The organism is Rhodococcus sp. Q1, assembly GCF_004153645.1.
GTDB classification, from domain to species: Bacteria; Actinomycetota; Actinomycetes; order Mycobacteriales; family Mycobacteriaceae; genus Rhodococcus; species Rhodococcus gordoniae.
On the sequence record NZ_SDMJ01000005.1, the window covers coordinates 230,450 to 249,674 of the forward strand.

Annotated in this window: 19 protein-coding genes and 1 pseudogene; 15 read left to right on the plus strand and 5 right to left on the minus strand. The window is 69.5% G+C overall.

Annotation, left to right across the window (positions count from 1 at the left end):
* Positions 1-58 precede the first annotated feature (58 nt).
* The 11 genes and pseudogenes from EQ874_RS16800 (at position 59) to mnhG (ending at position 12,224) form a co-directional block, all read left to right on the plus strand.
* Positions 59-523 (plus strand): SRPBCC family protein, encoded by a 465-nt coding sequence (locus EQ874_RS16800; protein WP_129977482.1) that lies wholly within the window; start codon positions 59-61, stop codon positions 521-523.
* 117 nt (positions 524-640) lie between these two features.
* Positions 641-1,363 (plus strand): phosphatidylserine decarboxylase, encoded by a 723-nt coding sequence (locus tag EQ874_RS16805; protein WP_026002919.1) that lies wholly within the window; start codon positions 641-643, stop codon positions 1,361-1,363.
* Entirely contained in the window at positions 1,360-2,277 is a 918-nt protein-coding gene (locus EQ874_RS16810) for a phosphatidylcholine/phosphatidylserine synthase (protein WP_129977483.1), read from the plus strand. Before EQ874_RS16805 ends, EQ874_RS16810 begins: the two co-directional genes overlap by 4 nt.
* A gap of 46 nt (positions 2,278-2,323) precedes the next feature.
* Positions 2,324-4,537, plus strand: coding sequence for an AAA family ATPase (locus tag EQ874_RS16815; protein WP_129977484.1), 2,214 nt, complete (start codon positions 2,324-2,326; stop codon positions 4,535-4,537).
* A 1-nt stretch (position 4,538) separates the two neighbouring features.
* Positions 4,539-5,732, plus strand: a complete 1,194-nt coding sequence (locus tag EQ874_RS16820) for a hypothetical protein (RefSeq protein ID WP_129977485.1) — start codon at positions 4,539-4,541, stop codon at positions 5,730-5,732.
* 203 nt (positions 5,733-5,935) lie between these two features.
* A complete protein-coding gene (locus tag EQ874_RS16825) occupies positions 5,936-8,773 on the plus strand; it encodes a Na+/H+ antiporter subunit A (protein WP_129977486.1) in 2,838 nt (945 codons plus the stop codon).
* Positions 8,770-9,300, plus strand: a pseudogene (locus tag EQ874_RS16830) (Na(+)/H(+) antiporter subunit C); the annotation flags it as partial. The gene EQ874_RS16825 and the pseudogene EQ874_RS16830, both read left to right, overlap by 4 nt.
* A gap of 203 nt (positions 9,301-9,503) precedes the next feature.
* Positions 9,504-11,093: a Na+/H+ antiporter subunit D gene (locus EQ874_RS16835; protein ID WP_024101810.1), complete on the plus strand. Its 1,590-nt coding sequence runs from the start codon at positions 9,504-9,506 to the stop codon at positions 11,091-11,093.
* Positions 11,093-11,641 carry a Na+/H+ antiporter subunit E gene (locus EQ874_RS16840; RefSeq protein WP_129977587.1) on the plus strand — a complete coding sequence of 183 codons (549 nt, stop codon included), beginning with the start codon at positions 11,093-11,095 and terminating at the stop codon, positions 11,639-11,641. The genes EQ874_RS16835 and EQ874_RS16840 overlap by 1 nt, the downstream gene beginning before the upstream one ends.
* Positions 11,638-11,898 carry a monovalent cation/H+ antiporter complex subunit F gene (locus EQ874_RS16845; RefSeq protein WP_006553640.1) on the plus strand — a complete coding sequence of 87 codons (261 nt, stop codon included), beginning with the start codon at positions 11,638-11,640 and terminating at the stop codon, positions 11,896-11,898. Before EQ874_RS16840 ends, EQ874_RS16845 begins: the two co-directional genes overlap by 4 nt.
* Positions 11,895-12,224, plus strand: coding sequence for a monovalent cation/H(+) antiporter subunit G (mnhG, locus tag EQ874_RS16850; RefSeq protein WP_006553641.1), 330 nt, complete (start codon positions 11,895-11,897; stop codon positions 12,222-12,224). The genes EQ874_RS16845 and mnhG overlap by 4 nt, the downstream gene beginning before the upstream one ends.
* A 40-nt stretch (positions 12,225-12,264) precedes the next feature.
* On the opposite strand, the gene EQ874_RS16855 is transcribed toward mnhG, so the two are convergent.
* The 4 genes from EQ874_RS16855 to EQ874_RS16870 all read right to left on the minus strand — a co-directional run bounded on the left by EQ874_RS16855 (position 12,265) and on the right by EQ874_RS16870 (position 15,288).
* A complete protein-coding gene (locus tag EQ874_RS16855) occupies positions 12,265-13,386 on the minus strand; it encodes a glutamate--cysteine ligase (RefSeq protein ID WP_039585476.1) in 1,122 nt (373 codons plus the stop codon).
* A 99-nt stretch (positions 13,387-13,485) separates the two neighbouring features.
* Positions 13,486-14,133: a superoxide dismutase family protein gene (locus EQ874_RS16860; RefSeq protein WP_064062663.1), complete on the minus strand. Its 648-nt coding sequence runs from the start codon at positions 14,131-14,133 to the stop codon at positions 13,486-13,488.
* A 91-nt stretch (positions 14,134-14,224) separates the two neighbouring features.
* Entirely contained in the window at positions 14,225-14,860 is a 636-nt protein-coding gene (locus EQ874_RS16865; protein ID WP_129977487.1) for a LytR C-terminal domain-containing protein, read from the minus strand.
* Positions 14,861-14,937: 77 nt separating this feature from the next.
* Positions 14,938-15,288: a DUF3263 domain-containing protein gene (locus tag EQ874_RS16870; RefSeq protein ID WP_016935504.1), complete on the minus strand. Its 351-nt coding sequence runs from the start codon at positions 15,286-15,288 to the stop codon at positions 14,938-14,940.
* Between the two features lie 132 nt (positions 15,289-15,420).
* Here EQ874_RS16870 and EQ874_RS16875 point away from each other — a divergent pair, with 132 nt between their 5' ends.
* Genes EQ874_RS16875 through EQ874_RS16885 form a run of 3 tightly spaced genes read left to right on the plus strand, consistent with a single transcriptional unit; the run spans position 15,421 to position 17,827 of the window.
* On the plus strand, positions 15,421-16,017 hold the full coding sequence (locus EQ874_RS16875) for a peptide deformylase (RefSeq protein WP_064062665.1): 597 nt from the start codon (positions 15,421-15,423) through the stop codon (positions 16,015-16,017).
* Between the two features lie 22 nt (positions 16,018-16,039).
* Complete coding sequence (locus tag EQ874_RS16880; RefSeq protein ID WP_129977488.1) at positions 16,040-17,005, plus strand: GNAT family N-acetyltransferase; 966 nt, start codon at positions 16,040-16,042, stop codon at positions 17,003-17,005.
* An 18-nt stretch (positions 17,006-17,023) separates the two neighbouring features.
* A complete protein-coding gene (locus EQ874_RS16885) occupies positions 17,024-17,827 on the plus strand; it encodes an exodeoxyribonuclease III (RefSeq protein ID WP_064062667.1) in 804 nt (267 codons plus the stop codon).
* On the opposite strand, the gene EQ874_RS16890 is transcribed toward EQ874_RS16885, so the two are convergent.
* Positions 17,828-18,211: a GNAT family N-acetyltransferase gene (locus EQ874_RS16890; protein ID WP_064062668.1), complete on the minus strand. Its 384-nt coding sequence runs from the start codon at positions 18,209-18,211 to the stop codon at positions 17,828-17,830. It abuts the gene before it with no gap.
* 157 nt (positions 18,212-18,368) lie between these two features.
* Between EQ874_RS16890 and thiD the strand changes: the two genes are divergently transcribed.
* Positions 18,369-19,214, plus strand: a complete 846-nt coding sequence (gene thiD / locus EQ874_RS16895) for a bifunctional hydroxymethylpyrimidine kinase/phosphomethylpyrimidine kinase (protein WP_016934410.1) — start codon at positions 18,369-18,371, stop codon at positions 19,212-19,214.
* The last annotated feature ends 11 nt before the right edge of the window (positions 19,215-19,225 follow it).

Here is a 19,225-nt window from a genome sequence, read left to right on the forward strand (position 1 = left end):
TCCTGTTACCTCAGGTAGCGGATACACGGGACCCGGTCCCCCGAGAACAGGAGTACACGTGTCGAAGACCCTCGAGGCCACGATCGAGATCGCCGCCTCCCCCGAGCAGGTGTGGCGCGTGGTGTCCGATCTGAAGCGGATGGGCGAATGGAGCCCGCAGTGCCGCCGGATGATCGTGCGCGGCGGGCCGGTGTCCGCCGGCACCACCACGATCAACATCAACAAGAAGGGCCTGCTCGTGTGGCCCACCACCGCGAAGGTCGTCGCCTTCGAACCCGGCCGCCACCTGAGCTTCCGGATCAACGAGAACCGCACGATCTGGTCGTTCACCCTCGAACCCACCGCGACCGGCACCCGCGTCACCCAGCGGCGCGAAGCCCCCACCGGGACCAGCACACTCTCGCAGACCCTGGTGAAGTATGTTCTCGGCGGCACCGAGGCGTTCGACGACGAACTGACGAGGGGGATGAACGCGACCCTCGCGCGTCTCAAGAACGAGATCGAGACGGCCGCGCGGGTCTGACCTTCCACCCTCGGCTCACGTACGCTGGAGTGCCTGTGGACCGACAGGACCCGCCCGTTCGTCGGGCGGGTCCACTGCGGTCCACAGCACACCGATCGCCAGCGATAAGAGGAGCCCGTGGCACGTAAGCCGACGCCCGCCGGAACACCCCCCACCAGCGGGGTAGCCCACATGGTCGACCTGGTCAGACATGTCGTACCGCCTATGCATCCGGGCGGCATCCCCTTCGTCGCCGCTCCGTTGGCCGTGGCGACCCTCGGCCGCCGTAAGCCCTGGCTGCGCCGCGCCGGTCTCGCATCGGCACTGGCGTGCGCCACCTTCTTCCGGCATCCGCACCGTGTGCCCCCGAACCGCGCCGGTGTGGTCGTCGCGCCCGCCGACGGCGAGATCGCTCTCGTCGACCACGCCGTGCCGCCCGCCGAACTCGGGCTCGGCAGCGAGGAGCGCCCCCGGGTCAGCATCTTCCTGTCCGTCCTCGACGTGCACGTACAGCGCAGCCCCGTCGGCGGCACCGTCCGCTCGGTGGTCCACACGCCGGGCAAGTTCCTCTCCGCCGATCTCGCCGACGCGAGCGAGGTCAACGAGCGCACCAGCATGCTGATCGAGACCCGCGACGGCGCCGAGGTCGCCGTCGTCCAGATCGCCGGGCTGCTGGCCCGTCGCATCGTCAACGACGCGCAGATCGGCGACACCTTGCCGATCGGCGACACCTACGGCCTGATCCGTTTCGGTTCCCGGGTCGACACCTACCTGCCGGCCGGGAGCACTGTGCTGGTCGAACGCGGTCAGCGCACGATCGGCGCCGAGACCGTTCTCGCTCAGCTGCCCACGCTGTCGTGAGTCCGCCTACGCAGGGTGCGCGCGCGGCCGCGACCGCACGGTCCCGCAATCGGTCCAATGTCGTCCGCCTGTTGCCGAGCGTCATCACCATCCTCGCGTTCTCCGCCGGTCTGTCGGCGGTGAAGTTCGCGCTCGACGGGGAATTCGGTACCGCTCTCGGCATGATCGGCGCCGCGGCGGTCCTCGACTCGCTGGACGGCCGCATCGCCCGCATGCTCGACGCGACCAGCAAGATCGGCGCCGAACTCGACTCGTTGTCCGATGCCGTCGCGTTCGGTGTGGCACCGGCGCTGGTGCTGTACGTGACGATGCTCGACGGCAGCCCCTTCGGCTGGATCGTCGCCCTGCTCTACGCGGTGAGCCTGATCCTGCGGCTCGCGCGCTTCAACACCCTCCTCGAGGACGACAGCGTCCCCGCCTACGCCCGCGAGTACTTCGTCGGCGTGCCCGCCCCGGCGGCCGCCCTCGTCGCGCTCGCGCCGGTCGCGGCATACATCCAGTGGGGCGACGGCTGGTGGACCACCTACGCTCTGGTCGCGCTGTGGACCCTCGCAACGGCAGGCCTCGCGGTCAGCCGGCTCCCGACCTTCGCGATGAAGTCGGCGTCGGTGCCCGCACGACTCGCAGTCGTGCTGCTCGTGCTGGTCGCGGTGGCTGCGGCCGCGCTGGTCACCTACCCCTTCATCCTCATGCTCGTGCTGGTCGCGGTCTACCTCGCGCACATTCCCTTCGCGGTGCGGTCCCGGCGCTGGGTTGCGGCCCGGCCCGAGACCTGGGACATCAAGCCCTCGGAACGACGGGCCCTGCGCGCGCGTAACCGCGCCGAACGTCCGCGTCGCGTCGCGGCCCGGCGCGTCGCCACGACGGCACGATCTCAGGCGCGACTCGGGCTGCGCCGTCCGCGAGGGCGATGACATGCACGACCCGCGAGGACGCTAGTCACGTTCTAGGCTCGGCGGGGTGACCACCCCACAACTCTCACTCACCGTCCGGCTCAACACCTCCGCCGCCGACGCGCGGCGCGGTGTCGTGCGTCTGCACCCCGAAGCGCTGGCCGCGCTGGGCCTACGGGAATGGGACGCGATCGCGCTGGTGGGGGCGCGTCGCACAGCGGTCGTGGCGGGTCTCGCACCGGCCGGCACCCCCACCGGCACGATCCTGCTCGACGACGTGGTGCTGTCGAACACGGGCCTGAAGGAGGACGCGACCGTCGTCGTCGCGCCCGTGACGGTGTACGGCGCGCGCACGGTGACAGTCACCGGATCCGCCCTCGCCAGGCAGTCGATTCCCGAGACCACGCTGCGTCAGGCACTGCTCGGCAAGGTCCTCACCGTCGGCGACGCGGTGTCGTTGCTGCCGCGCGATCTGGGACCGGGCACGAGCAACGCCGAGACGACGCGGGCGCTCTCACGGACGTTCGCGATCGCATGGACCACCGAACTGCTCACCGTCTCGTCGGTCGATCCGGCCGGGCCGGTGAGCGTGCAGCCGAACACCGCCGTGGTGTGGGGTGGCGGCCCGGGTGCCCTGCCGTCCACCTCCGTGCCGTCCGTCTCCGGATTCGTCGCCTCCTCCTCCGCGACCGTCCGGCCCGAACCGGCCGCCGCGCCGCCGCCGGCACCACCGGCGCCACCGGTCGAGGACCTCGTGGGTGTGCAGGCCCAGGTCGCGAAGCTGTCCGAATGGCTCACCCTCTCGCTCGACGAACCCGAACTGCTGTGCACTCTCGGTGCGTCGCCGCATCTCGGCGTGCTCGTCACCGGTCCCGCCGGAGTCGGCAAGGCGACCTTCGTGCGATCGGTCGTCTCGGGCCGGCGTCTGGTGGAGGTCGACGGACCGGGCGTCGGTGCGCTCGCCGCCGACGAACGGCTCCGCCGGATCTCCGCCGCGGCCGAATCGGTGCGCGGCGGTGGTGTCCTGCTGCTGACCGACGTCGACGCCGTGCTGCCGGCCGACACCGAACCCGTCGCGACGTTGATCCTCGACGAATTACGGCGGGTCGTCGACACCGAGGGTGCGGTGCTCGTCGCGACCACCGCACATCCCGACGACGTCGACTCCCGGCTGCGGGCACCAGAGATCTGCGACCGCGAACTGTCCCTGCCGTTGCCCGACGGCGCGACCCGCCGCGCCCTGCTCGACGTGCTGCTGCGGTCGGTGCCTTCCACCGACCTCGACCTCACCGCCGTCGCGGGTCGCACCCCCGGCTTCGTCGTCGCCGACCTCGCGGCGCTGTGCCGCGAGGCCGCACTCCGCGCGGCGTCCCGGGCGAACCGCGACGACGACGAACCGTCGCTCGTCCAGGACGACCTGATCGGCGCCCTCGAGGTGATCCGCCCGCTGTCGCGCTCGGGCACGGAGGAACTTGCGATCGGCAGCGTGAGCCTCGACGACGTCGGCGACATGATCGAGACGAAACAGGCCCTGACCGAAGCCGTGCTGTGGCCCCTCCAGCACCCGGATTCGTTCGAGCGTCTCGGTGTCGATCCGCCGCGCGGCGTGCTGCTGTACGGCCCGCCCGGGTGCGGCAAGACCTATCTCGTCCGCGCTCTCGCCGGCACCGGGCGCCTGAGCGTCCACGCCGTCAAGGGCGCCGAACTGATGGACAAATGGGTGGGTGCCTCCGAGAAGGCGGTGCGCGAACTGTTCGAGCGTGCCCGCAACTCGGCACCGGCCCTGGTGTTCCTCGACGAGATCGACGCGCTCGCGCCGCGCCGCGGACAGAGCTCGGATTCCGGGGTGTCCGACCGGGTCGTCGCATCGCTGCTCACCGAACTCGACGGTGTGGAGCCGCTGCGCGACGTCGTGGTGGTGGGAGCGACCAACCGGCCCGACCTGATCGATCCGGCGTTGCTGCGTCCAGGCCGGCTCGAACGGCTCGTGTTCGTGCCGCCGCCGGACGCCGACGCCCGCGCCGCGATCCTGAAGACCGCGGGCCGTTCGGTGCCGCTCGACGACGACGTCGACCTCGACGAACTCGCCGCCGGACTCGACGGTTATTCGGCCGCGGACTGTTCGGCGTTGCTGCGCGAGGCCGCGCTCGCGGCGATGCGGCGCAACGTCGATGCCGCCGTCGTCACCGCGAAGGACGTCGCGACGGCCCGGGAGAAAGTGCGGCCCTCACTCGATCCCGAACAGGTCGCACATCTGCAGGCCTACGCGGAGGGCCGTTGAGATGCCCGTCTCCACCGCGGTCCGCGTCGCCGGTCCGGCAGCCGTCCTCGCGGCCTTCCTCGCGGCTGCGGTCGCGATCCTCGTCCCGGCCGCGGGTGAGTCGGTCCTGCCGGAAGGTGCCCGCAGCGAGTGGGCTCCCGTGGTCACCGCCGCGCTGGCCGTCCTCTCGGCGGCCGGGCTTCAGCGGACCGGATCCCGGCGCACCGCATGGATGCTGGCCGCCGCGTCGGTCGTGGTCCTCGGCTCGGTTCGGTATCTCGTTCCCGCCGGTATCTCGGCCGACAGCCTGACCGTCGTCGGATGGGTGATCGCGGCGATCACCGGTGTGCTGCTCGGGGCGGCGACCGCGGGCTCGTGGGGCTCGGCGACCGGCCAGTGGGCCCTGATCGCCGGCGGGTGGGCGGCCTTCCTCACCGCCGCGGCCGTGGGCTCCGAGGTTCCGGTCCACGCGCTGCGCTGGACGGTGCCGCAATGGGCACTGGCCTTCGCACTCGTCGCAACGGTCGCCGCCGCGCTGACGGTGCCCGCGGGCCTGCGCGTGCAGCGGGCCGATCCGCGACTGCTCGCGATCGTGGTGACCGCCGCGGTGGTGCTCTCCCTGGGGTACCGACTGCTGGGTGAATTCGTGGGCTCCCGCGCGACCGGCACGGGTGTGCTCCTGTGGCTGATCGCCGGTGGCGCGCTCGCCGTGGCGGTCGTCGGCGCCGAGATCGTCGCGCGTCTCGTCCCACCCGGCGACGACCGGTTCGTCCTCGCGGTCACCGGCGCCGTGGCCGCGGCATACCCCGTGCTCGTGGAGTTGTGGTCGGGCATGCGGTCGGCGAGCGTGCCGTGGTGGGTGTCGCTCGTCGCGGTGGCCGCGGTGGTCGCCGGGGTCCGGCTCGCCTCCTCCCTGCCGTACGCGCTTCCCGGGCTGCTGCTCGCCGCGTCGATCTCGGCGGCGACGGTGTGGTGGCCGGAGGAGATCGGCGAGGGCATTCCGCTCGCGGTGCGGGTCGCGCTCGTCGCGCTGGGCACCGGTCTCGCGCTCGGTGCGTCGTTGCCGGGTTCGGCCTCCGTCGCGGCGCTCGGGCTCGCGGTGCCGGTGCCGGCGACGGCCGTCGTGGGAGCGGTGTGGATGCTGCCGGCGGAGCCACAGTGGTCGGCGCTCGCATTGTTCGCCGCCGCCGTGATCTGTGCGTGGCAGGTGCGTTAGATGCTCTCACCTACCCGATTCGCAAGCGTGTGAAGACAACCATTAGGATAGGGACAATCCGTTTTGCCCGATGACGGCGAGCGGCGTGCATGTCGGGGCGATCCCCGTTTCGGCGGTGTGCCGTCCGCTGTGACGACAGCGAGTCCTATCGACCCGCAGTCCGTTTCACCCCGCCGACAGGCCCGACCCCGACGGAGTGCCTTTTGATCGCCATACTCGTCGCCCATGCGGTTGCTGCTCTTCTGGCGCCGCTTCTGGTCAGAGTCATGGGGAGAAACGCATTCCTGCCGCTCGCGCTGGTGCCCCTCGCGAGTCTCGGCTGGGTCGTCACCAATTGGGGAACCGAGCAGAAACTGCAGATCGCGTGGGCTTCGACTCTGTCGATGAACATCGATCTGCGCTTCGACACGCTCGCGGCGATCATGTGCGTGCTCGTCCTGGGCATCGGCTCGCTGATCCTGCTCTACTGTTCGCGTTATTTCGAGGACGACGAGCCCCGCCTGGGAATCTTCGCCGCCGAGATGGTCGCCTTCGCGGGCGCGATGTTCGGCCTGGTCGTCAGCGACAACATGTTGCTGCTCTACATCTTCTGGGAACTGACGACCGTCCTGTCGTTCCTGCTCGTGGGCCACTACGCCGAGCGAGCGTCGAGTCGGCGCGCCGCCACCCAGGCCCTGCTCGTCACCACGGCCGGTGGCCTGGCGATGCTGGTCGGCATCATCATCCTCGGCGAGATGGCCGGCAGCTACAACCTCTCCGACGTCGTCGCGGCGGCACCTCACGGATGGCTCGCCGGCGTCGCCGTGGTGCTCGTGCTCGTCGGCGCACTGTCGAAGTCCGCCGTGGTCCCGCTGCACTTCTGGCTGCCCGGCGCGATGGCCGCCCCCACCCCGGTGTCCGGATATCTTCACGCCGCGGCGATGGTCAAAGCCGGCATCTACCTCGTGGCCCGGCTCGCACCCGGCTTCGCGGACAGCGCCGCGTGGCGGCCGATCGTCATCGGTCTCGGTCTCGCGTCGATGATCCTCGCCGGCTGGCGAGCGTTCCGCGCCTTCGACCTCAAGCTCATCCTGGCCTTCGGCACCGTCAGCCAGCTCGGCTTTCTCACTGCGCTGGTGGGTACGGGCAGCCGGGAAGCGGCCCTGGCGGGCCTGGCGATGGTGATCGCCCACGCCCTGTTCAAGGCATGCCTGTTCATGGTGGTCGGCATCATCGACCACTCCACCGGCACCCGCGACATCCGCAAACTCGCGCATCTCGGCTCTGCCGCCCCCTACCTGATGGTGATCGCGATACTTGCGGCGGCGAGCATGGCCGGTCTGCCGCCGTTCATCGGTTTCGTCGCGAAGGAAGCCGCGCTCGAGTCGTCGCTGGTGGCCGAGGTGCTCCCCGAATGGGCGCGGATCGCCATGACTGCGGGCATCGTGGTGGGCTCGATCCTCACCCTCGCCTACAGCATCCGGTTCATCTGGGGTGCCTTCGGCCGCAAGCAGCTCAAACGTCCGAGCCCCGCGGTGCAGAACCTGCACGTGCCCGGCCCGCTGCTGCTCACCGCCCCGAGCGTCCTCGCGTTCGCCGGTCTCGCCGCGGGCTTCGCGAGCTCGTGGATCGACCATCTGATCACCCCCTACGCCGACGAGCTGCCCACCGAACTCGACAAGCCCTACCACCTGGCGTTGTGGCACGGATTCTCCTTGCCGCTGGGTCTGACCGGCGTGGTGATCGTGGGCGGCACGGTCCTGTTCCTCGCGCACCGCACCATCGCGCGTCTGCGCTTCGAGCACCCGCCGCTCGGAAATGCCGACCGGATGTACGACGCGACCCTCCAGGGCATGGACACCCTGTCCCTGCGCCTGACCGCCTTCCTGCAGCGCGGTTCGCTCCCCCTGACCCAGGCGACCATCCTCATCACCCTGGTGGCGCTCCCGACGGTGCTGATGTTCTTCTTCGGGCTGAGCACGATGCCGTCGACGCGCGCGTGGGACTCGATCTGGCAGCTCGGGGTGGGGTTGATCATGATGGCCGCCGCGATCACCGCGACGGCCCTGCGCAACCGTCTCGGCGCAGTGTTGGTCGTGGGCGTGACCGGTTACGGGCTCGGGGTGCTGTTCGCCCTCCAGGGAGCTCCCGACCTCGCGCTCACCCAGTTCCTCGTCGAGACCGTCACCCTCGTGATGTTCGTGCTGGTCCTGCGCAAGCTGCCCGCCGAGACCGACCCGGCCGCGGTGATGGGCAGCAAGTTCGCCCGCGCGATGCTCGGCATCGCCGTGGGCGCGGTGGTCGCCGGGATCGGCGCCTACGCCGTCGCGGCACGCACTACCGATCCGATCTCGCTGCTGCTGCCCGACGCCGCCTACTACGGCGGTGACGGCAAGAACATCGTCAACGTCCTGCTCGTCGACATCCGCGCCTGGGACACGCTGGGCGAGATCTCGGTGCTGCTGGTCGCCGCGACCGGCGTGGCCAGCCTGGTCTTCCGCACCCGCCGCTTCGGCACCGCCCCGCGTGTGGCGGACGCACCCGCGGCGCAGCTCGACGCGGTCTCCGCCAGCAACGAGACGACCTGGCTGCTCGGCGGCGATCTCATCGATCCGCGCTACCGATCGCTGGTCCTCGAGGTCACCACGCGACTGGTCTTCCCCACCATGATGATCCTGTCGGTGTACTTCTTCTTCTCCGGGCACAACGCGCCCGGTGGCGGTTTCGCGGGCGGTCTCGTCGCCGGTCTCGCGCTGGTGTTGAGGTACCTGGCCGGCGGACGCTACGAGCTCGGAGAGGCGGTTCCCATCGACGCCGGCAAGATCCTCGGCATCGGACTCACCTTCGCCGCGGGCACCGCACTGGTGTCGATGTTCCTCGGCGCCCCGGCGCTGTCGTCGGCGACCCTCGAGCTCACGCTGCCTCTGCTCGGCGACATCAAGCTCGTGACCGCACTGTTCTTCGACCTCGGTGTGTACCTCATCGTCGTCGGACTGGTCCTGGACGTGCTGCGCAGCCTAGGTGCTCGCCTCGACGCCGAGACCGTGGGTGAGCGCCGATGACCGCGAACATCACGCTCCTCGCCGTCGTCGGTGTGCTCGTCGCGGCCGGTGTGTACCTGCTGCTCGAACGCAGCATCATCAAGATGCTGCTGGGCCTGCTGCTGGCCGGCAACGGCATCAACCTGTTGCTGCTCACCCTCGGCGGCCCCGCAGGTCATGCACCCATCGTCGGTGTGGAGAGCGACGTCGAGCCGGACATGGCCGATCCCCTCGCGCAGGCGATGATCCTCACCGCGATCGTGATCACGATGGGTGTGGCGGCGTTCGTGCTGGCACTGACCTACCGCTCCTACACCTACCGCGCACGGGACGAGATCGAGAACGACCCCGAGGACACCCTCGTGTCGCAGCGGCGCAGTCTCGCCGATCTACCGTCGCGAGACCGCTCCGACGACCCGCTCACCGGTATCCCGAGCAAGAGCGGCGACGCCTTCGACGCCGCGGGCAACCCGATCCCGCTCGATCAGCTCAAGAACATCGAGGACATCGAGGCGTACGAGGATCTGCACGACGGCGACTTCGACGACCCCACCGACTCGGCCTACACGCAGAACCAGGGGGGGACGGACGAGTCCGGCTCTGCCGAAGATTCGGGCGGGGCCGGCTCTATCGAGGATGCCGAGGACGCCGACGAGGACGTCCGCGCGGACGATCCCGACCCCGAGGCCCCCGACCCTGCCGAGGGCGAGCGGACCGGAGACGACGAGAAGAACGGGAAGGAGGATCGCCGATGAACCCGAGCGTCGCGAACCTCGTTCCCCTCCCCGTCCTCATCCCCTTGCTCGCCGCAGCCGCAACCCTGATCGTCGGCCGCCGTCCGCGCGTCCAACGGTGGATCACCGTCTTCGCGCTGGTCGCCTCGCTCGTCGTGTGCGTGGCGCTGCTGTACTACGCCGACGCCGACGGCATCGCGGTACTGCAGATCGGTGGGTGGGAGGCGCCGATCGGCATCTCGCTGGTCGTCGACCGATTGTCGGCGTTGATGCTGGTCGTCTCGGCGATCGTGCTGCTGTCGGTGATGCTGTACGCAGTCGGCCAGGGTATCCACGACGGCAACGAGCAGCAACCCGTCTCGATCTTCCTGCCGACCTATCTCGCGCTCACCGCGGGTGTCAACATCGCCTTCCTCGCGGGCGACCTGTTCAACCTCTTCGTCGGCTTCGAGGTGCTCCTCGCCGCCTCGTTCGTCCTGCTGACCCTGGGTGCGAGCGCCGACCGGGTCCGCGCGGGCGTCTCGTACGTCATGGTCTCGATGGTGTCCTCGCTGGTCTTCCTCGTGGGCATCGCCTTCGCCTACGCAGCCACGGGCACTTTGAACCTCGCCCAGATGGCACTGCGGATGGACGAGATCTCACCGGGCACCCGGGCCGCGATCTTCGGTGTGTTGCTCGTGGCTTTCGGTATCAAGGCCGCGGTCTTCCCGCTGTCGTCGTGGCTGCCCGACTCCTACCCCACCGCGCCCGCACCGGTCACGGCCGTCTTCGCCGGCCTGCTGACCAAGGTCGGTGTGTACGCGATCATCCGGGCGCACACCCTGCTGTTCCCGGGCGGCGAACTCGACGACGTCCTGCTCGTCGCGGGTCTGCTCACGATGATCGTCGGCATCCTCGGCGCGATCGCACAGAACGACATCAAGCGTCTGCTGTCGTTCACGCTCGTCAGCCACATCGGCTACATGATCTTCGGTGTCGCTCTGTCGTCGCAGACCGGTCTCGCGGGCGCCGTCTACTACGTCGGCCACCACATCCTCGTGCAGACCACCCTGTTCCTCGTAGTGGGTCTCATCGAACGCCAGGCCGGGTCGGCGTCGCTGCGACGCCTCGGCAGCCTCGCGCTCATGTCTCCGCTGCTGGCGGTCCTGTTCCTCATCCCGGCGCTCAACCTGGGCGGTATCCCGCCGTTCTCCGGGTTCATCGGCAAGGTCGCCCTGCTGCAGGCCGGCGCGGAGGACGGTTCGGTCCTGGCCTGGGTCCTCGTCGCCGGTGGTGTCGTGACCAGCCTCCTGACGCTGTACGTCGTCGCGCGTATCTGGACGAAGGCGTTCTGGCGGGCACGCGCCGACGCTCCCGAGGGCGATCTCGCGGACATCGGCCCCTCGGCGCTGATCGACGAATCCGCCACCGACATCTCCTTCGAGGAACGCCCGGACGTGGGCCGGATGCCGGCCGCGATGCTCGTCCCCACGGTCTGGCTCGTCGCGATCGGTGTGTCGTTGACGGTCTTCGCCGGTCCCCTGCTCGACATCAGCAACCGTGCCGCGGAGAACCTGCGCGACCGCACGGTGTACATCGAGGCCGTGCTGGGGGGTGAGCAGGAATGATGAAACGCGCCAACATCCTGCGCATGTTCGTCGTGGGATGGACGACGCTGGTCTGGGTCCTGCTGTGGGGCACCTTCAGCATCGCCAACATCCTCGGCGGTGTGGTCGTCTCGCTCGTCGTCATGTTCGTGCTGCCGCTGCCGCGTGTACCCGTCGAGGGTCGCGTGCACGTGTGGTCCGCGATGCGACTCGGCGCGGTGATCTTCGGCGAGACCATCCGCTCGACGATCAACGTGGGGTGGCTCGCGATCCGGCCGTCCCCGCCGCCGGTCACAGGCGTGCTGCGCTGCCGGCTCACCATCAAGTCCGACCTGGTGCTGACACTGTGGACGGACATCATGAACAACATCCCGGGCACCATGGTGCTCGAGATCGACCAGGTGCGGCGGATCATGTACGTGCACGTCCTCGACGTGAGTACCGACAAGGCCGTGGCCGACTTCTACCGTTCCGCCCGCCTCATCGAGCGCCTCCTCATCCGGACGTTCGAACGCGAGTCGGAATGGCAGGCCAGCCCCTGGCGCAGCGGAACGGAGGAACTGACGTGACCGTGACACTGGCGATCGCGGGGGCGCTGCTGTTCGTCTCCGCAATCCTGATCACCTACCGCGTGATCGCGGGCCCCAACTCCCTCGACCGGCTCGTCGGCGTCGACGCCCTGCTCGCGCTCGGCATCTGCGGCATCGCGATCTGGGCGGTGTACACACGCGACACGTCGGTGCTGCCCGCCACCGTGGCCCTCGCCCTGGTCGGCTTCATCGGGTCGGTGTCCGTGGCTCGATTCCGGGTGCGTGACGAAGGATGACGACGATCATCGACACCTTCGCCCACCTCCTGATCCTCATCGGGGCGGTCATCTCGTTGACCGCTGCGATCGGCGTGGTGCGTTTCCGCGACACCCTGTCGCGCATGCATCCGGCCACCAAGCCGCAGGTGGTGGGTCTGTTGTTCGTGCTGGGTGGCGCGATGATCATCCTGCGCAGTTCCGTCGACATCTGGATGATGGCGCTGGCGGGCATGTTCATGGTCCTCACGGCACCGGTGATCGCGCACCGCGTCGGTCGCGTCGCCTACCGGGAGCAGCTCGGTCGCGACGGCCTGCTCGACGAGGACGCTCCCGGCGGTGCGTGACAGGTGACGAGGAGCTGACGGCCGGGACGTCCTCGGACGATCACTCCTTCAGTTCCTGCACGAGCGAGTCCACCACCGCGACGAGATCGCCGTCCGTCCGTTCCGCGAGCCTGCGCTGACGCTGATAGGACGCTCCCCGCACCGGGATGTCCGCAACTCGCGCGAGTTCGTCGGCGCATCCGAGCCGTACCGCGGTGGGCATGATCTGCTCGAGCAGATCGTTCAGGTCGTCGGTGACGAGCCGTTCGGTACACACCGGGTCGAGGATGACCTCGGCATCGAGTCCGTACCGCGCCGCACGCCACTTGTTCTCCTTGACGTGCCACGGTTGCAGCACAGGAAGTTCCTCACCGCGCTCGAGACGTTCGTCGAAGTAGACGACGAGTGAATGCACGAACGCGACGAGGGCGGCCAGTTCGGCGCGGTTGGTGATGCCGTCGAAGACCCGGACCTCGAGGGTGCCCCATTTCGGCGCGGGCCTGATGTCCCAGTGCATGCCTCCGGGATGGCTGATGACACCGGACTCGAGCTGGTCGGCGATGAATTTCGCGTACTGCGGCCAGTCGGCGAAGTGATAGGGCAGGCCGGCAGTCGGCAGCTGCTGGAACATCAGCGCACGGTTGCTCGCGTAGCCGGTGTCGTAGCCCGCCCAGATCGGCGACGAGGCCGACAACGCGAGCATGTGGGGGTACTTCACGAGCATGGCGTTGAGGATCGGGATGATCTTCTCCGCGGAGGAGACTCCCACGTGGACGTGCACTCCCCAGATGAGCATCTGCCGTCCCCACCAGCGGGTGCGGTTGATCATCTCCTCGTAATCCGGGGAGGGTGTGACGGTCTGGTCGGTCCATTGCGCGAACGGATGGGTGCCGGCACACATCAGGTCCACTCCGAGCGGATCGGCGGCGCGGCGCAGCAACGACAGCGACTCGGACAGATCGTCGACGGCCTCGGCGACGGTGTCGTGTACACCGGTGACGAGTTCGACGGTGTTGCGCAGGAACTCCTTGGTCAGCCGCGGGGTCTCCCCGGCGATCTCCTCCACCCTGTCGAAGACGACCGCCGCGCTGTTCGAGAGATCGCGGGTGGTCTTGTCCACCAGAGCGATCTCCCATTCCACGCCGATCGTGGGACGAGGTGATCCCGGAAACGCGACTGCCACGTCTCGATCCAACCACAGGGCCCCGCCGACGGATGTCCGTCGCGGGGCCCTGTGTCAGGAATTACCCGGGTACCGAGCTTCAGGGGATTCGAACCCCGCTCACCCGATGACGCCGCATGCGAGGCGGGCGCCGAGGTTGTCCTGGTGCACGACCACAGAGGCGCCGTCCTCACCTTCGAGGTCCTCGAGGCCGAAGGCCGAGGTGGTGACGGTGGCGGTGGCGGTACCGTCCTCGTGGACGACGAGCGAGACCAGGTCGCCGCTCTCCGGGACGGAGGTGTTGCCACCGGCCTGCAGGTGGGCACCGGCCGACAGGAAGGCGCCGGGCTCGCCGCCGTTCGGCGCGGTGGACTGGGGCTCGCACCGGCCGAACTCGTGGATGTGGACACCGTGGTAGCCGGGCTCGAGACCCTCGACCTCGATGGTCACCTCGACGTCGCCACCGTTCTCGGCGAACGACACGGTGCCCGCCGATGCACCGTCGACCGTGGTCAGCTCGGCGGTGAGCGCAGCGGCGGAAGCTGCAGCAGCACCACCGGCCGGCGACTCGCTTCCGCCCTCGGTGCCCTGGTCGTCGCCGTGGGCCTCGGAAGCGGGCGCGGCGGATCCCGTCCACACCGGCGGAGTCGTCCCCGGCTCGGTGCTCGCCTCCTCGCTGTTCGAGCACGCAGTCAGGCCCACCGCGGCGATCGCGACGATCGGGGCCAGAGCACGCCAGGACATGCGACGGGTGGAACTGGAGACCATCAAACCGCTCCTTCGAAGTGCCGAAAAGTCACCCGATCATAACCGGGCGTCTCCGGCGCCCACCCGGTGGCGGACCGACACGGTTCCGGCGCTAACGCGAAGTGACGATGACGATCACTCCGGGGGCGGCGTCGCGGATGCCCTCGAAGCGCGGTTGCGCGGTGACACCGAGCGACTCGGCGACGGCTGTCGCGGTCTGCTGCTCTCCGGGAGACGACCCGTAGAACACCGCGGTCTGCGGGAGCAGACCCTCGCTGTAGTTGCCCGTTTCACTGATCGTGAATCCCTCGTCCTCGAGGTAGGCCGCGGTCTGCGCGGCGAGGCCCGCGACCTCCGAATTGTTGAACACGCGTATCGGAGCCGTCGCGGCCGGAGACGCGCCGGCGGCGAGCGAGGTTCCACTCGCCGCGGGCAGGGAGGGAACCGAGGACACGGCAGCGGAGGTGCTCGCGCCGGCCGGCGCCGGGGCGGACGTAGCCCCGTTCCCGGCAGCAGGCGCGGAGGGCACCGCGGCCGAGCGCGGAGAGGGCGCGGCCGGTGCGGCAGTGGTCGTGGGTGCGGCCGTGGGAGCAGGCTCGTCGTCCGAATTACCCAGGGCGGCGAAACCCAGACCGGCGAACAGGATGCCCAGGGCGATCAGGACCATCGCGAACGCACGCAGAGGCGGTCCCGAGGGTGTGGGCGCGCGGCTGGGGATCTCGGGGGTTCTGCTCACGACCTCGACCATAGTTGCCCGAGCACACACAGCGCTGCCGACCGGCCGTGCGTGTCGACTTCGCCGTGTCCTCCTACGAGGTGCCCGGACTAACGGGTGTCGAAACCGAGACGGCGGGCCGCGCGGGCCTTCTGACGGCTCGCACGCAACCGCCGCAGCCGCTTGACCAGCATGGGATCGGCGGCGAGCGCCTCGGGACGATCCACCAGGGCATTGAGCACCTGGTAGTAGCGGGTGGCGGAGAGACCGAAGAGTTCCTTGATGGCGTCCTCCTTGGCACCCGCGTACTTCCACCACTGCCGTTCGAACGCCAGGATGTCGAGATCGCGACGGCTCAGGCCGTTCGCCTCGTCGCCGGTGGGCTCCTGCGCGAGTGCGCCGTCGCCCTGCGGGGACACGAGATCGGACCGGTCGTTGCCGTGCGCTGCTGCGCCGTCCATTTCCCTCCTCGACTGACTGGATCACACCGTGACGAAGAGTCCTTGCGTCTCGGCGGAAGTCATTCAACCACGGGGTAGGGACACGTACCGGTCCGAGAACGCCGCGAGTCCGTCCCATTATCCTGTGTCACCATGGCCATTCTTCCGATCGTCATCGTCGGCGACCCCGTCCTGCACAATCCCACCCGGCCGGTGACCGAGTCACCCGCCGAACTCGCCGAGCTGATCGCCGACATGTTCGAGACGATGGACGCGGCCAACGGCGTCGGACTCGCCGCCAACCAGGTCGGCGTCGGCAAGCGACTGTTCGTCTACGACTGCCCCGACCGCGACGGGTCCGGCTCGGTCGTCCGGCGACGCGGCGTCGTCGTCAACCCGGTCCTCGAGACCTCCGAGATCCCCGAGACCATGCCCGACCCCGAGGACGATCTCGAGGGCTGCCTGTCCGTGCCCGGCGAGAACTTCCCCACCGGACGCGCCGACTGGGCGAAGGTCACCGGCACCGACGAGAACGGGGAGCCCGTCGAGATCGAGGGCCACGGTTTCTTCGCCCGCATGCTGCAGCACGAGGTCGGGCATCTCGACGGTTTCCTGTACGTCGACGTGCTGATCGGGCGCAACGCCCGCGCCGCGAAGAAGACCATCAAGCGGGCCGGATGGGGTGTTCCGGGCCTGACCTGGCTGCCGGGTTCGGTGGAGGACCCGTTCGGCCACGACGAGGACGACTGACGAGACGACCGGCGAACCGTCGATGACGACCGACCGTCCGGCCGCACCCGTACCCCTCGGCACCCGGGTGGTGCTGCGGTACCGCCTGCCCGCCGGCTACAGCCACCCGATGACCGACGTCATCGGCGAACTCGTCTCCGTCGAGCCGGTGGTCGCGGTGCGCAGCGCCGACGGTCGTGTCGTCCAGGTGTCCCCCGCCTCGGTCGTCGCTCTCAAACCGATCGCGGCGCGGCCCATCCGCGTCTCGGAGATCCGTGCGCTCGAACACGCCGCCGCGGCGGGGTGGCCCGGTCTGGAGTCGGATTGGGTGGACGGGTGGCTCGTGCGGGCCGGGCACGGCTTCACCCGGCGCGCCAACTCGGCGACGCCGCTGGGTGAACGCGGGACCGTGGCCGATCCCGCCGATCCGGCCGTGCGGGCCCGGCTGCGCGGATGGTTCGCGGCACGCGGACTGCCGCTGCGGCTGTCGGTGCCCGATCGGCTCGGCCGGATCCCCGAGGGCTGGCCGACCTCGGAGCCGGTGCTCGTGATGGGAGCCGACCTCGCGAACGTGCCGCTGCCCCCGGAGCCCACCCCGGTCACCATCACCGACCGGCCGGATGCCGACTGGATGTCGCTCCACCGGACCGGTGACGATCCGGTGGTCGCGCAGGACGTGCTCGGCGCGGTGGCCGCGGGCATCCTCGGGTTCGGCCGTATCGGGGCGCCCGGGCAGCCGCCCCTGGCGATCTGCCGCGCGGCGGTCACCGACGCCCCGGACGGACGCCGCTGGGTGGGTCTGTCGGCCGTGGAGGTCGCGCCCGAGCACCGGCGCCGCGGACTCGGCACGCTCGTGTGCGGCGCCGTCCTGCACTGGGCCCGCGAGCAGGGCGCGACCCACGCATACCTGCAGGTCGAGGAGTCGAACACAGCGGCCCGCGCCCTGTACCGCGAACTCGGCTTCGTCGACCACCACCGCTACCGGTATGCCTCCGAACCCGTCGGATAGGTCACCTACAGTGGGCGTGTGCGCCTTGCTACCTGGAATGTGAACTCCGTCCGTGCCCGTACCGACCGCATCCTCGACTGGCTGCAGCGAACCGGCACGGATGTGCTCGCGATGCAGGAAACCAAGTGCAAGGACGAGCAGTTCCCCCACGAGCGTTTCGAGGAACTCGGCTACCGGGTGGCGCACGTCGGGCTGAGCCAGTGGAACGGTGTGGCCATCGCCTCGCGGGTGGGCCTCGACGACGTGCAGATCGGATTCGACGACCAGCCCGGTTTCTCCAAGGACCCGGAGGCCGAACCCGCACTCGAGGCGCGGGCGATCGGCGCGACGTGCGCGGGTGTGCGCGTGTGGAGCCTGTACGTCCCCAACGGCCGCGACCTGCACGACCCGCACTACACCTACAAGCTCGACTGGCTCGCCAAGCTGCGCGCCGACGCCCACGGCTGGGCAACTGCGGCTCCCGAGCAGCCCATCGCCCTGGTCGGCGACTGGAACGTCGCCCCCACCGACGACGACGTGTGGGATCCGGCCTTCTTCGAGGGCAAGACGCACACCTCGCAGCCCGAGCGCGACGCCTTCCACGCGTTCGCCGAGGTCGGCTACACCGATGTGGTCCGTCCGTACGCCCCCGGCCCCGGGGTGTACACCTACTGGGATTACACCCAGCTGCGATTCCCCAAGAAGCAGGGCATGCGGATCGATTTCGTCCTCGGGTCGCCGGCCTTCACGGCGCGCGTGACCGGCGCCGAGATCGACCGCAACGAGCGCAAGGGCAAGGGCGCGAGCGACCACGCCCCGGTGATCGTCGACCTCGAGGTCTGATCAGGCCTTGCGGGCGGGCACCTTACGCTGCCGATCGTTACGCTGCGGTTCCTTGCGATGCGGCTCGAGGGGCACGACGACGTCGCGGTAGTTCTCGTGCGAGGCGAGGAACCGCTGCACATAGGTGCACACCGGCCGCACCCGCCAACCTCGCCGGCGCGCGAGATCGAGCGACCCGCCGACGAGGACGGCCGCGAGACCACGATGACCGAAGTCTTCGACGATCACGGTGTGCATGAAGTCGACGACCGGCGGGTTCGGTGCCGGAGCGCGTTCGAAGTCGTAGTACCCCAGGATGCCGACGAGGTCACCGTTGAGGCGCAGTTCGAACCGGTTCTGGTCGGCATTGTCCACCACGTCGAGGTCCGGCGAACTCGTGTTCATGAGCGCCTCCAAAAGCGTCTTGCGTAATCGAACTGTGACCTGTGCCACTATAGAACACTGAGGGGTGAACCGCCGGTAACGCTGTCGTGTTTCGCAACGGGAGCCCGCCTCAGCGCCGCCCGGCCGTGATCGAACACACCCTCGGTAGGGTGTCTGCGTGGAACTTCTGCCCTTGTCGCCCCGAGGCGAGACCCCGGTTCGAGCCCTCACCATCGCCGGCACCGACTCCGGAGGTGGAGCCGGCATCCAGGCCGATTCGCGCACGATGGCGATGTGCGGTGTGCACGCATGCGTCGCGGTCGCGGCCGTCACGGTCCAGAACTCGGTCGGAGTCCGCGGGTTCCACGAGATTCCCGCCGAGATCGTCGCCGATCAGGTGCGCTGCGTGGTCGAGGACATCGGCGTGTCCGCGGCGAAGACGGGCATGCTCGCCTCCACGCAGATCATCGAGGCCGTCGCCCAGGTGTGCTGCGAGGTGGGCATCGGCCGCGACCAGGCGGTGCCGCTCGTCGTCGACCCGGTGTGCGCGTCCATGCACGGCGATCCCCTGCTGCACGCCGATGCGCTCGACGCGATCCGCGGTGTGCTCGTCCCCCTCGCCACCGTCGTCACCCCCAACCTCGACGAGGTACGGCTGATCACCAGCATCGACGTCGTCGACGACGCCTCGGCCCGCCGCGCCGCCGAAGCCCTGCACGCACTCGGCGCCCGGTGGGTGATCGTCAAGGGCGGCCATCTGCGCAGCTCGGCGATGAGCACCGATCTGCTGTTCGACGGCGACCGTTTCCTCGAGTTCAGCACGCCTCGCATCGACACCGGCAACGATCACGGCGGCGGCGATACGCTCGCGGCCGCGATCACCTCGGCCCTGGCCCACGGCCGGTCGGTGCCCGAAGCCGTCGAGTTCGCGAAGGAATGGATCACGAAGTGCCTCGAGTGGGCCTACGACCTCGGGCACGGCCACGGGCCGGTCAACCCCTTGTGGCGCCTGCACGAGCGCTGACGACGCCCACC

Coding starts and splice junctions, on each gene's coding strand:
- EQ874_RS16820 (WP_129977485.1), top strand. CDS start 4,539: ATGCCCGTCTCCACCGCGGTCCGCGTCGCCGGTCCGGCAGCCGTCCTC.
- EQ874_RS16835 (WP_024101810.1), top strand. CDS start 9,504: ATGAACCCGAGCGTCGCGAACCTCGTTCCCCTCCCCGTCCTCATCCCC.
- EQ874_RS16840 (WP_129977587.1), top strand. CDS start 11,093: ATGAAACGCGCCAACATCCTGCGCATGTTCGTCGTGGGATGGACGACG.
- mnhG (WP_006553641.1), top strand. CDS start 11,895: ATGACGACGATCATCGACACCTTCGCCCACCTCCTGATCCTCATCGGG.
- EQ874_RS16860 (WP_064062663.1), bottom strand. CDS start 14,133: ATGGTCTCCAGTTCCACCCGTCGCATGTCCTGGCGTGCTCTGGCCCCG.
- EQ874_RS16865 (WP_129977487.1), bottom strand. CDS start 14,860: ATGGTCGAGGTCGTGAGCAGAACCCCCGAGATCCCCAGCCGCGCGCCC.
- EQ874_RS16870 (WP_016935504.1), bottom strand. CDS start 15,288: ATGGACGGCGCAGCAGCGCACGGCAACGACCGGTCCGATCTCGTGTCC.
- EQ874_RS16875 (WP_064062665.1), top strand. CDS start 15,421: ATGGCCATTCTTCCGATCGTCATCGTCGGCGACCCCGTCCTGCACAAT.
- EQ874_RS16880 (WP_129977488.1), top strand. CDS start 16,040: ATGACGACCGACCGTCCGGCCGCACCCGTACCCCTCGGCACCCGGGTG.
- EQ874_RS16890 (WP_064062668.1), bottom strand. CDS start 18,211: ATGAACACGAGTTCGCCGGACCTCGACGTGGTGGACAATGCCGACCAG.